This window comes from Actinomyces sp. ICM47, assembly GCF_905369875.1.
Taxonomy (GTDB): domain Bacteria; phylum Actinomycetota; class Actinomycetes; order Actinomycetales; family Actinomycetaceae; genus Pauljensenia.
Genome location: NZ_CAJPJE010000010.1, coordinates 30,809 through 43,532 on the forward strand (window position 1 = coordinate 30,809; position 12,724 = coordinate 43,532).

The window sequence follows — 12,724 nt, forward strand, 5'->3', positions numbered from 1 at the left end:
AGTTTATGTTGTCAGACAAATCTGTGCAAGAGATTACAGCACAAGCACCTGGATCCACAGACTCAAACCGCACTGGACCAGCGCACATCGATACGCGATCCTCAGTAACGATGGACGCTATCAAATCCTACATTCTGCGCCACGGCCTGCACCCCGGAGACCGCCTACCCACCGAGTCAGCACTGTGCGCCGACCTCGGAGTCTCGCGCTCCTCCGTGCGCGAAGCCCTGCGTAAACTACAGGCCCTCGACATCGTCACGGTGCGCCAAGGATCGGGATCCTACGTCGGAGACATGTCCCTGCAGCCACTGGTCGAAACCCTGATTCTACGAGCGGCCCTTGACGACATCAACGGCGTGCAATCGCTGCACTCGATCGTCGAAACCCGCCACGCCCTCGACCTTGGCATCGCCCTGCCGCTCACCCGCGCCATGAAGGGCACGAGCAACCCGCAGCTGTGGGAACTCGTCAACACGATGACCGACCACGCGCACACCGGTGGCACCTACCTGGACCAGGACATCGCGTTCCACTCGGGGCTGCTCGCCTACCTGAAGAACCCGCTCATGCACCAGCTCGTCGCTGCCATGTGGCTGGTCCACCAGAGCGTGACCCCTCAACTGGCCATTGCCTCGCGCCAGGAGATGGAGGACACCGCCGAGGCGCACGCCGCGATCCTGCGCGCGTGCGAGGCCGGGGACGTGGAGGCGTACGCCGCAGCCGTCGACGCACACTACGAACCCCTCATGGCCATCATCGAAGGCCGCTGACAGCAGTCCCGGCGCGCTCGACGACGACAACGCGCGCCGGGAACGTCACCTACCATCGCTCTGGGAAACACGACGCCGCCCATAGGCCGCGCTCCCGCTCGAAGACCACCACGACCTCGTATCCATAGTCGCTGATGTCGCTATAGCCGAAGGAGCCACGCCCCATCGACACGAGCCGACGCAAGCGGATCGGCCCCTCCCACGGCGCAGAAAGCTGCGCAAGCAGACCATCGGAGCGCGCGTCGCGAGCATGCGGATGCACGAAGATACTCTGCGACGTGCAGGCATTGCAGCCGGGATCCTCCAGCTCCCAGAGGCACCCATCCTCCCAGCGCTGCCCATCGCCCCACGCCAGGTAGCGCGCGCCCGAACCGCGCCCCTCAAAGCCCTGCAGGCGACAGTTCGCGACGACGCGACCATCCCAGACCGTCACGGACGTCTCATCCAGGAGGATCCCGTCCGGCCCCGCGAGGGGGTCAGCGAGGCTCACGATGCGCCCGCCCCGCACATAGACGACCTGCACATGAGTCCGCTCCCCCACGCGTACCACGTAGGGCATGGCAACCGCGCCGTCGACACTCGCAGTCGAGCCCGACGTCGCGAACAACGCATCCGCGCCCGTGGCCTCGTACAGCGCATCCGTCATATCCACGAAGGCCAGACCCCCGGGACCACTCCCCCACGCCCACCATGCGCGCAGTCGCTCCCCGTCCGCGCGCGAGTCCATGTAGCCGACAGCTCCCTCACTCGACGCGAACGCCAGGTGCATCACCCCGTCCTCATCGACGCCGACACAGGCGTCCGAGGACACCGGAGGTGCCCCCTCCGGCAGAGGATGCGGATCTGACCACTCGCCGCGCGTGTTGCGCTCCATCCAGCGGATCTGGTTCGGGTTTGGCAGGTCCGAGGCCATGGTCAGCCCGTTGAAGTCGGCTCCCGTGCCCGAGGCCGGGGCGGGGCGCTCGTCATAAAAGAGAAAGAGGCGCTCATCCGGAAGCCTCACCAAGGCCGGAATTCGCGCCTCACCCGCGCCGATTGGCGCGACGATCTGGCGAACATGTACCTGAACGGATACGCCATAGGTCTCAGTCATTCGCCCAGCTTACATGAGTGGCGCACAACACATAGTAAGACCTCGTAGCGGATATAGAGAAAACCCCGGGGAACTTGTCGTTCCTCGGGGTTCTTAGGGAAACCGTCAGCGGGTCTCGCGGTGCGCCGTCGACTTGTGGCAGCGCGGGCAGTACTTCGCCAGCTCGAGACGATCCGGCGTGTTACGACGGTTCTTCTTGGTGATGTAGTTGCGCTCCTTGCACTCCGAGCAGGCCAGAGTGATCTTGGGGCGAACGTCCTGAGACTTGCTTGCCACGGTTGTTTCCCTCGCTTTGTTTCGTCGCTCAAGCGACCTGTCGAATAAAGAGTTGGTAGCGGGGGCGGGGCTCGAACCCGCGACCTCACGATTATGAGTCGTGCGCTCTGACCAGCTGAGCTACCCCGCCGCCGGAAGCGGAAAAATCCGCGACCGGAGCCCCGAAAGGGAATCGAACCCTTGACCTTCTCCTTACCATGGAGACGCTCTGCCTACTGAGCTATCGGGGCAACGCCGAGAAGCGTATCCTATCTCCAGCTGCCGAAGCAAACCAGAAACCTGAGAAGCGCCTCACAGGCGTTACTCACTGAAACCAGCGAGTGGTGGCAGGTGAGGGATTCGAACCCCCGAAGCACGAAGCGTCTGATTTACAGTCAGATCCATTTGGCCGCTTTGGTAACCTGCCTTTGCGCCGCTCTCGCGGTGCCGTGAAAGAATAGCATTAAAATAGACCCGAGCGCCAATCGAAACTTTGATTGGCAGAATTTCAACGAAAGGTGCCCCTCATGGCCGACTCCTCCTTCGACGTTGTTTCCAAGCTCGACCGCCAGGAGGTCGACAACGCCGTTAACCAGACTGCTAAGGAGATCGCCAACCGCTACGACTTCCGCGGCGTGGACGCCGCTATCACCCTGAGCGGTGACACGATCTCAATGGAAGCCAACTCCGCGTCCCGCGTCATGGCAATCCTCGACGTTCTTCAGTCCAAACTCATCCGCCGCGGCCTCTCCCTGAAGGTTCTGGACTACAAGGACCGCAAGCCCAAGGCCTCCGGCAAGCTCTTCAAGTTGGCCTGCCCCCTCAAGGAGGGCATCCCCCAAGACACGGCGAAGAAGATCTCGAAGCTGATCCGCGAAGAAGGCCCAAAGGGCGTCAAGGCACAGATCCAGGGTGACGAACTTCGCGTTTCTTCGAAGTCGCGCGACGACCTGCAGGCCGTCATCGCCCTGCTCAAAGGTCCCAAGGGCGAGGAGCTGGACGTCGCACTCCAGTTCGTAAACTACCGTTGATCACATCTCACCCTTCCCGAGCGCGACCCCCTGACAGGCTGCGCGGCGGGGCGACTCCTCCGAGTCGCCCCGCTTTTTATTGCCGATCTCACGTACCACGAATCGGCTGCACGGAGGACACCCGAGGCCCAAACCCGAAGGGCACCGCAGGATCTATCGGGTAACGGGTCAGGCCTACAATCAACGATCTCAGTAGCCCGCGATCTTCTCCAGGCGCGCGATGCGTTGGCCCATCGGGGGGTGCGTGGAGAAAAGGCGAGCCAGGGACTCGCCGCGGAAGGGGTTTGCAATCATCATGGCGGCAACGTTGCGCGTGCCGGGTGTGTCGGCCATGGGGCGCCGGTCGGTCGTCATCTCAAGCTTACGCAGCGCGGACGCGAGGGCCAGCGGATCCTGCGTAAGCTCCGCCCCGTCCTCGTCAGCGTCGAATTCACGGGTGCGAGAAATGGAGAACTGGATAAGTGTCGAGGCAATCGGAGCCAGGATGCTCATAGCAAGGATCCCGAGGACCCCAAAGATCCCCGATCCGCCTTCCTCGTCGCGTCGATTCATGGCACCGAAGAACATGAGGAACTGCGCGACCGACGTAATGAGGCCACCCATGGCTGCGGCAACGGACGACGTGAGGATATCGCGGTTGTAGACATGCATAAGCTCATGCCCGAGGACGCCGCGCAGCTCGCGCTCGTTGAGGATCGCGAGGATACCCTCAGTGCAGCACACGGCCGCGTGGTTCGGGTCGCGGCCCGTCGCGAACGCGTTAGGTGTCATGGTCGGGGCAACCCAGATGAGGGGCATCGGCTGGCCAGCGCGTTCGGCGAGTTCACGCACGATAGCGTAAAGTTCTGGCCGTTCAAGTTCGGAGACCGGGTACGCATTCATCGAGCGCAGCGCCAGCGACGCAGAGTTCCAGTACGAATAGGCGGTCTGCGCGAGTCCGATCCCCGCGAACAAGAGGATCCACATAGCCTGCCCCGTCCCCCGCGCCACGAGCGCGCCAATGCACACCAACAACGCCCACATGCCGCCCAGCAGGAGGGTCGTCTTGAGGCCATTGTGATAGTTGCGGTGCACCATGCTCGTGATACTAAAGAGGTTACCTGGGAACGCCCTGAAAAACACCCGAGTCACCGGTAAGAATGTGTACGACAACCAGCAGGGTGCGACGAGGCGGCAGCCGGAAAACCCAGCCACGGCCTCGTCACAATTGGGGAGATGACAATCTCAGTTGCGACGCCCCGGACCCGTGTAGTCATCGAAGCGCTCAGGGGCGGTGGGCACGCCCATCTCGCCCATCTCGCCGATCAGGTCGGCGGAGGCAGCATCCACCTCGGCACCGCGCGAGATGTCGGTCATCGCACGACGGGACACGACCTTGACGCGCTCGCGCGTGCCGCGACCGCCCGGAAGCTCGCCGTAGCCCTCGCCGAGGGCCTGCTCGTACGCATCCAGCAGCTCCCAACCTTCCCAGGTCGTGAACTCGACGCCACGGGACTCCAGGAGGGCCACCATGGCCTCGTGACCGACCTCGGCGGTATTCGCGTGCAGACGCCCCTCCGAGGCATCCTCCACGAGGTGCGTGATCGTCTGCTGAGCATCGGACTTGGTGGAGCCGATGAGGCCGACGGGGCCACGTTTAATCCAGCCGGTCGCATACACGCCAGGGATAACGGGGACGGACTCGTCCTTCGTGGTGTCACCCTCGATGACGCGGCCCTCGACGTTGGGCACGACGCCGGCGCGCTCATCGAAGGGCAGGCCCGGGATCGGCGACGAGTAGTAGCCCACCGCGCGGTACACGGCCTGTACGGGCCACGTCGTGATGACGCCCGTACCCGACACGGTTCCATCACCGTTCAGGGCGGTGCGTTCAGTGCGCAGGGCCTTCACGTGGCCGTTCTCGTCGGCGACGATCTCAACCGGGGACTGGAACAGGTGAATGTGAATGCGACGCGAGGCCGTGTGCTCCTCGGGGTCGACCATCGCGTAGGAGGTCAGGGTCTTGACGACCTGACGCTGCTGGTTCGACGCGCGCAGCGCCTCCTCCGACCCCTCATCGAAGTCGAAGTCCTCTTCCGAAACAATGACGTCGACGTCCGGCACCTTGCCCAGCTCGCGCAGCTCCAGCGGCGTGAACTTGACCTGCGCGGGGCCTCGGCGGCCGAACACGTGCACGTCGGTGATCGGGTTTTCGGCCAGGGCCTCGGCGACGTTGGCGGGGACCTCGGTCTTGAGCATGTCCTCGGCATGCTTAGCCAGCACGCGCGAGACGTCCAGCGCCACGTTGCCGACGCCGAGGACCGCGATCTCGCGGGCCTTCAGCGGCCACGTGCGCGGGTAGTCCGGGTTGCCGTCGTACCAGGACACGAAGTCGGCGGCACCGTAGGACTCGGGCAGGTCGACGCCGGGGATGTCGAGCGGGTGGTCGCGATCCGCACCGGTTGCGATGATGATCGCGTCGTAGTGGTCGCGCAGGTCGTCGATGGTGACGTCGCGGCCGACCTCGACGTTGCCGAGCAGGCGGATGTCGCCGCGCTGGAGGATCTTGTAGAGGGCGACGATGATCTGCTTGATGCGCGGATGGTCGGGGGCCACACCGTAGCGCACGAGGCCGTACGGCGCGGGAAGCCGCTCAAACAGGTCGATATTCACCTCGAGTCCCGACTTCGACAGAATGTCCGACGCGTAGATGCCAGCGGGACCGGCGCCGATGACGGCAACGTTGAGCGGTGCCAAGCGAGTTCTCCTTCTTCGTGACCGCGCGCGAGTGCGCGCACCTGGGCACCAAGTCTAGCGCCCAAAGGCCAAGGGGAACCTAAGCTGAGACGGCAAACACAGCCCTCGGCGCGTCGCTCCCGATCACGAGGCCGTGGCGGGTCGGTGCACCCTGCTCAGTTGCGGGTTCTCCCCTACGCACGATCCGCCCCAGACCGGAACAAGGCGAGAAGCCATGCACCCGTTAAGGAGCATTGCACCCGATCAGAGAGGGTGCAATGCCTACTGATGGGGTGCACAGCCCCATCAGTAACAAGCAAAAACACGGAGTTGCCCGAATGGAGGACACCGAAAGACCCACAAGGCTTGGCTCTGGTGCCTGGGGGCGGCGGCAGGGCCTGGCCGGGCTTCGAGACGACGCGCCGAGCGAAGCTCGCGGCGCGGACGGCGAGCGGGCGGGCCGCCGCCCCCAGGCACCAACACGCAGACAAGCAAGAGAACACAAGCTCCGCGGACGGCAAGCAGGCAGCTCACGGAGCGGACGGCAAGCAGGCGGGCCTAGCGGGCGGCTCGCGGCGCAGACGCCGAGCAGGCAGCTCGCGGCGCGGACGCCGAGTGGGCGGGCCGAGCGGGCGGGCCGCCGCCCCCAGGCACCAACACGCAGAACACGCGCATACAACGAGGCCGGGGCCCGCCGCGCCATACAGCGCAGGGGACCCCGGTCTCGTGAAACAGTCAGACCAGGCGGTCCACCATGAGGGTGGCGAATGCTTCGAGCGCGGTCTTGACCTCGCCCTTGGGCAGCGGTGCGAGCGCTGCGATAGCGTCGTTGGCCCAGGTGCGCGCGAGTTCGCGCGTCTCATCGAGCACGTCGTGGGCGCACAGGCGTTCCACGACCGAGGCGAGGGCCTCGTCGGAGGATAGGTCGCCGTCCAGGTCGCGCAGGATCTGCAAGCCGGCCTCGTCGATCGTGCCGGTGGCCTCGCGGCGGCGCAGCAGGAGGACGGGGAGCGTGTCGACGCCCTCGCGCAGATCGGTGCCGGGCGTTTTGCCGGACTGCTGGCCAGAAGATGCCAGGTCCAGCACGTCGTCGGCAATCTGGAAGGCAACGCCCACCTTTTCGCCGAAGTCGGCAACGATGCCACCCATCAGGGAACCGGCCCCGGACAGCAGCGCACCGAAGGAGGCGGCAGTAGAAACCAGCGAGCCGGTCTTGTCCGCGAGAACCTGCAGGTAGAAGTCGACGCGATCCGTGTCGTCTGTGGGGCCGAAGGTCTCGTTGAGCTGGCCCTCGCATAGACGCTCAAACGTGCGCGCGTGGTGGGCGACGATCTCGGGTCCCAGGGAAGCGACCAGTAGCGACGCGCGGGCGAACAGGATGTCGCCGGCGAGAATCGCGCGGTTGTTGCCCCATAGGCGCTGCGCCGAAGGCACGCCGCGACGCGTGGGAGCGGAGTCCATGACATCGTCGTGGTACAGGGACGCCAGGTGCGTCAGTTCGACCGCGGCGGCTGCCGTGATGACCCGGTCGCTGAGTGCGCGCTCGGGATCGCCGAGCTGAGCGCACACGAGGGTCAGCAGTGGACGCATCCGTTTGCCGCCCGCAACGGCCAGGTGACGCGTCAGCTCGTCTGTCAGGTCGCGCGACGACGAGACGGCGTCGAGCAAACGACGCTCGACGACCTCGAGCCCCGGGGTGATACGGGACTCGAGGTCGGGAACATGAAGATCGGGTGTTTGAGCGCTCACGGGATCAGTATGACGATCTTTTCAAGCAGGCTCAACACGGGACCCGGGAACACACCGAGAGCGATGGTTCCAAGTGCGCACGCCACGATGGCCAGAGCGGACAGCCCCTCCGACTTCACGACGACAGACTCCTCCGAGGGTTCAGTAAAGAACATGACGCGCACGAGGCGGAAGTAGTAGAACGCCGTAATCGCCGAGGCCACGAGGCCGACGACCGCGAGCCAGGCGAGGCCGCCCTTGATCGCGTCGGAGAAAATGACGAACTTTCCAATGAAACCGCCGGTCAGCGGGATGCCCGCGAAGGACAGCAGGAAGACCAGCATTGAGCCCGCGATCCACGGGTTGGTGCGGCCGATACCCGCCCACTTGCGCAGGCTGGGGGCCTCACCCAGGACGTTGCCGTCGGCGTCGCGGCCACGCACGAGCGCAACCACGCCGAAGGCACCGACCGTCGCCAGGCCGTAGCCGAGCGTGTAGAACAACACATGGCCCGAGCCGCCCTTCTGGATCGCGATGATGCCCATGAGGATGAAGCCGGCGTGCGCGATCGAGGAGTAGGCGAGCATGCGCTTGACGTTGTCCTGCACGAGGCCGGCGAAGGTACCGACGATGATCGTCAGGACGGCGACGCCCGCGAAGATAGCCAGGAGGTCCCACTGCAGGTACACGGCGACGGCCGTGTAGAAGCGGAGCATCGCAGCGAAGGCGGCAATCTTGACAGCGGCGGCCATGAAGCCGGTAACCGGAGTCGGTGCACCCGTGTAGACGTCGGGGGTCCAGGCGTGGAAGGGCGCGGCACCGACCTTGAACAGGAGGCCGACCATGACGCAGAAGACGCCGATGAGGACCATCCAGTCCATGTTGGTGTTCTGGGCGATGGCCGGGCCGAGCGCCGAGATGCGCAGCGAGTTGGCGAAGCCGAAGAGGAACGCCGACCCCATCAGCATGAAGCCCGAGGAGAAGGCACCGAGCACAAAGTACTTCAGCGCGGACTCGTAGGACAGCTGGCGGCGGTAGCGTGCGGTCGCGGCCATGATGTAGAGCGGCAGCGACATGACTTCGAGAGCCACGAAGAGGGTCACGAAGTTATCTGCGGCCGGGAAGATCATCATGCCGCCCAGCGAGAACAGGGTCAGCGGGAACATCTCGGAGCGCTGGTAGCCCTTGCGCTCGGTGAGTTCCTCGGCGGCCGAGTCGGGGCGGTCGGAGGGCTGGCCGGCGAATGCTCCGTCGCCGACGGAGGTGTGGTCAGCCATGACCAGGACGGCCATGAATCCGATGATGACAAGGATCGACTGGGCGGCGACCGTCAGCGGGTCCTCGATGTACTCACCGAGCGAGGTTGGCGTCAGGAGGACGGGTTCCCAGCGCAGGCCGAGCATGACGCATGCGCCGGCCGTGGCGAGGATCGACAGGCCGATGACCATGGAGCGGCGTACCTTCGCGGGGGCGAAGGCCTCGACAAGGATGCCGAGGACCGCGCCGCCCAGCACGATGAGGATAGGCACGAGGCTCAGCCAGTGAACCTCGGGGGCCTGGAAGTTAGCCATAGGTAGGACGTTCACTGTGCGCTCCCTTCAGCGGCGGCCGGAACCTGCGAGTTAGCCAGGTCGAGGTCTTGAGCAACCGGGGTCAGGGCGCTCACGAGGGGCGCCGACCAAATACCAAGGACGAGCATCGCGACGACGAGGGGCGTCATGACGCCGCGCTCGCGCGCCCCGAGGTCCGCCAGGTCCTCCTTGCCCTTGCCGGGCGCGCCGGTGAAGACGCGCTGGTAGGGCATGAGGATGTACATTGCGGCGATGACGACGCCGAGGACCGCGAAGAGCGCCAGCGGGCCGGAGACCGTCCAGGTGCCCATGAGGACGAGGTACTCGGGGACGAAGCCGGACAGGCCGGGCAGCGCGATGGAGGCGAGTCCGCTCATGAGCCACAGGCCGGCGAGGACCGGGGTGACGCGCTGCATGCCGACGTAGTCGCGCATGTCCTGCGTTCCGCCACGCTTCGAGAGCCAGCCGGAGAGCAGGAACATAGCTGCGATGGAGACGCCGTGGGCGACCATGTAGAACATGGCACCGACCAGCGCGATCTCGGATCCGATGAAGATGCCCAGGACCATGAAGCCGAAGTGCGACACGGACGTGTAGGACACGAGGCGCATGATGTCGTTCTGGCCGTTGGCGGACAGGCCGCCCCACAGGATGGAGATAACGGCGAGGACGCACATGGCCCACTTGGCCGACGCGGAAGCGCCGGGGGTGAGCTGCAGGCACATCGTGATCATGCCGAAGGTGCCGATCTTGTCCAGCACGCCGACCAGTAGCACGGACGTGCCGGGACGGGCGACGGCGGCCGTGTCGGGCAGCCAGGTGTGGACGGGGACCATCGGGGCCTTGATCGCGAAGGCGACCATGAAGGACACGAAGACGACCATTTGGACGGAAGCCGACAGGTTCGGCAGCAGCGCGGCCAGCGTGTCCATGCGGAAGAACGCGACCGTGTTGGACTGCGTCGAGGAGCCGAGCGCCCAGATGAACAGAACGCCACCGAGCATGATGAGTCCACCGAACAGCGAGTACAGCAGGAACTTCATGGCGGCCTTGTGACGCGCCGCTTCGTCGCCGACGCCGTAGCGTCCGATCATGAAGTACAGCGGGATCAGCATGGCCTCGAAGGCGAAGTAGAAGACCGCCAGGTCGAAGGCCGCGAAGATCAGGACCATGAAGGACTGGAGTGCGAGCACCAGCGCGGGGTACGCGCCGCGGTCCTCGTTCTCGTCCCAGCCGGCGATGAGCACGAGCGGCACGAGCGCGAGGGCCAGGAGGATCATGACGAGGCCGAGGGAGGTCACGGCCACGGACCAGGTGACGCCGATCTGCGGGATCCACGCGCGGGACTCGTAGAGCTGGTACGAGGCCGGGGCCGACCAGTCGAAGACGGTGACGGCGGCGTAGACGCCGATGGCGAGCTCGACGAGAGCGATCACCAGGGCGATAACGCGCCCGGCGGCCCGGCGCAGGGGCGGGACGAAGCCGAGGAGTGCCGCGCCCGCGGCCGGAAGGGCCACGAGGACGGTCAGCCACGGGAAGTTAGTAACAACCATTGCACTTTCCATTGTCGTGTACCCCTTAGAGCCAGAATCCGAAGACGATGACCAGGGCGAGGATGACGCCTCCCAGGATGTAGGCGGCGTACGTGCGCACGAGGCCGTTCTGGGTGACGCCAACGAGTCGTCCGAGCAGCTGGGAACCGGCACCGAGGCCATTCAGCGCACCGTCGATGGCGCTCGCATCGCCGACGGTTGCGACGGTGACGAGGCCCTTGGCGGGCATCATGAACAGGGTCTCGTTGACGGTGTCCTGGTAGAGGTCGCGGCGTGCGGCCTCGGTCAGGGCGTTGCCTGCGGGGACGGAGGTGGGGACCTCGTCGCGACCGTACTTCATCCACGCGATGAGCGCGCCGATGATGACGAGGACGAGCGTGGCCCCCTGGATGACGTATTCGTTCATGACGGGGTGTCCGTGCTCGAGGTGGCCGATGGAGGGGGCCAGCCAGTTGACGAACGTGTTACCGATGGAGAGGGCGGCACCCAGGATGACCGCGCCGACGGCGAGGATGATCATGGGGACCGTCATGAGGGCACCGGACTCGTGCGGGTGCACGGGGGAGCCTTCGGCCTCGGTGGTCCAGCGGGCCTTGCCGTGGAACGTCATGAAGAAGAGGCGCGACATGTAGAACGCGGTGACGCCGGCACCGACCAGGGCGGTGGTTCCGTAGATCCAGCCGATCCAGGTGGCCTCAGACCCGCCGAAGGTGTGGGCGCTGAAGGCGGCCTCGATGATCTTGTCCTTCGACCAGTAGCCGGAGAATGGCGGAACGCCGAGGATGGCGAGCCAGCCCATCATGAAGGTCAGCCAGGTGACCTTCATGGCGCCGCGCAGGGCACCGAAGCGACGCATGTTGACCTGGTCGCCCATGCCGTGCATGACGGAACCGGCACCGAGGAACATGAGGGCCTTGAAGAAGCCGTGGGTGAAGAGGTGGAAGATCGCGAACGCCCAGCCGATGGGACCCAGGCCAGCGCCCAGCATCATGTAGCCGATCTGGCTCATGGTGGAAGCGGCGAGGACCTTCTTCATGTCGTCCTTCGCACAGCCGACGATCGCGCCGAAGAGGAGCGTGATCGTGCCGATGATGGCGACGGCGGTAGCGGCGACGGGGGCGGCGACGAAGACCGCGCCGGAGCGGACGATCAGGTAGACGCCGGCGGTGACCATCGTGGCCGCGTGGATGAGCGCGGAGACGGGGGTCGGGCCGGCCATGGCGTCGCCCAGCCAGGCCTGCAGCGGGAACTGCGCGGACTTACCGCAGGCAGCCACGAGCAGGAAGAATCCGATGAACGTGGCGGAGGCCGTCGGGATCGAGCCTGCGCGAGCGGAGACCTCGGAGAAGGACACCGACTGGAAGGAGGCGACCATCCCCATCATGGCGATCAGCATGCCCATGTCGCCGACACGGTTCATGACGAACGCCTTCTTGGCTGCCACCGCGTAGGCGGGGACGTGGTTCCAGAAGCCGATGAGCAGGTACGAGGCCAGGCCCACGCCCTCCCAGCCGGCGAAGAGACCGGCGTAGGAGTCGGCCAGCACCAGCGTGAGCATCGCCGCGATGAAGAAGTTCAGGTAGGCGAAGAAACGGCGGCGGGCCTCGTCGTGCTCCATGTAGGCGATCGCGTACACGTGGATGAGCGAACCGACGAAGGTCACCAGGATGACGAAGGTGATGGACAGCGGATCGACGAGCAGACCGAAGTTCACGGTCAAGTCACCGGCGGGGATCCAAGTAAACAGGGTCTCGCTGAAGCGGCGCGCGTCCTCGGGGGCACCCCACATCTGGGCGGCGATGGCCGCACCGATGACGAAGGTAGACCAGGATGCGAGGGTCGCCAGCAGGTGGCCCCACTTGTCGGAAGTGCGCCCGAGCAGCAGGAGCAGGCCTGCGCTGGCGAGCGGGATCAGGATGAGGAGCCACGCGTAAGAGGCGGCTCCGGTGGCGGCGACCGTCTGGGCGGCGCCGGACGCCTGCGCAGAAAGGAAGGTGGTCATGGGTTA

At 65.4% G+C, this 12,724-nt stretch carries 10 protein-coding genes and 3 tRNA genes; 2 read left to right on the forward strand and 11 right to left on the reverse strand.

Annotated elements, in window-relative coordinates; translation table 11 throughout:
- Window positions 1-110: 110 nt before the first annotated feature.
- Window positions 111-770 carry a GntR family transcriptional regulator gene (locus QZ149_RS03585; RefSeq protein WP_291449918.1) on the forward strand — a complete coding sequence of 220 codons (660 nt, stop codon included), beginning with the start codon at window positions 111-113 and terminating at the stop codon, window positions 768-770.
- 49 nt (window positions 771-819) lie between these two features.
- On the opposite strand, the gene QZ149_RS03590 is transcribed toward QZ149_RS03585, so the two are convergent.
- The 5 genes from QZ149_RS03590 to QZ149_RS03610 form a co-directional block, all read right to left on the reverse strand.
- Window positions 820-1,863, reverse strand: coding sequence for a sialidase family protein (locus QZ149_RS03590; protein ID WP_291449919.1), 1,044 nt, complete (start codon window positions 1,861-1,863; stop codon window positions 820-822).
- 105 nt (window positions 1,864-1,968) lie between these two features.
- Entirely contained in the window at window positions 1,969-2,139 is a 171-nt protein-coding gene (gene rpmG, locus QZ149_RS03595) for a 50S ribosomal protein L33 (protein WP_003792256.1), read from the reverse strand.
- A gap of 53 nt (window positions 2,140-2,192) precedes the next feature.
- A tRNA-Met gene (locus tag QZ149_RS03600) sits at window positions 2,193-2,269 on the reverse strand.
- A gap of 27 nt (window positions 2,270-2,296) precedes the next feature.
- A tRNA-Thr gene (locus QZ149_RS03605) sits at window positions 2,297-2,369 on the reverse strand.
- A gap of 91 nt (window positions 2,370-2,460) precedes the next feature.
- Window positions 2,461-2,545, reverse strand: a tRNA-Tyr gene (locus QZ149_RS03610).
- A 100-nt stretch (window positions 2,546-2,645) separates the two neighbouring features.
- On the opposite strand from QZ149_RS03610, the gene QZ149_RS03615 reads away from it, so the two are divergent.
- On the forward strand, window positions 2,646-3,149 hold the full coding sequence (locus QZ149_RS03615; RefSeq protein ID WP_291449920.1) for a YajQ family cyclic di-GMP-binding protein: 504 nt from the start codon (window positions 2,646-2,648) through the stop codon (window positions 3,147-3,149).
- Window positions 3,150-3,338: 189 nt separating this feature from the next.
- On the opposite strand, the gene htpX is transcribed toward QZ149_RS03615, so the two are convergent.
- The 6 genes from htpX to nuoL all read right to left on the reverse strand — a co-directional run bounded on the left by htpX (window position 3,339) and on the right by nuoL (window position 12,718).
- Window positions 3,339-4,226: a zinc metalloprotease HtpX gene (gene htpX, locus QZ149_RS03620; protein WP_291449921.1), complete on the reverse strand. Its 888-nt coding sequence runs from the start codon at window positions 4,224-4,226 to the stop codon at window positions 3,339-3,341.
- Window positions 4,227-4,373: 147 nt separating this feature from the next.
- Window positions 4,374-5,885 (reverse strand): FAD-dependent oxidoreductase, encoded by a 1,512-nt coding sequence (locus QZ149_RS03625; protein WP_291449922.1) that lies wholly within the window; start codon window positions 5,883-5,885, stop codon window positions 4,374-4,376.
- A 714-nt stretch (window positions 5,886-6,599) separates the two neighbouring features.
- Window positions 6,600-7,613: a polyprenyl synthetase family protein gene (locus QZ149_RS03630; RefSeq protein ID WP_291449923.1), complete on the reverse strand. Its 1,014-nt coding sequence runs from the start codon at window positions 7,611-7,613 to the stop codon at window positions 6,600-6,602.
- Entirely contained in the window at window positions 7,610-9,163 is a 1,554-nt protein-coding gene (gene nuoN / locus QZ149_RS03635; protein ID WP_291449940.1) for an NADH-quinone oxidoreductase subunit NuoN, read from the reverse strand. The genes QZ149_RS03630 and nuoN overlap by 4 nt, the downstream gene beginning before the upstream one ends.
- Window positions 9,164-9,174: 11 nt before the next feature.
- Complete coding sequence (locus QZ149_RS03640) at window positions 9,175-10,716, reverse strand: NADH-quinone oxidoreductase subunit M (protein ID WP_291449924.1); 1,542 nt, start codon at window positions 10,714-10,716, stop codon at window positions 9,175-9,177.
- Window positions 10,717-10,741: 25 nt separating this feature from the next.
- Window positions 10,742-12,718: an NADH-quinone oxidoreductase subunit L gene (gene nuoL, locus QZ149_RS03645; protein WP_291449925.1), complete on the reverse strand. Its 1,977-nt coding sequence runs from the start codon at window positions 12,716-12,718 to the stop codon at window positions 10,742-10,744.
- Window positions 12,719-12,724: the final 6 nt, after the last annotated feature.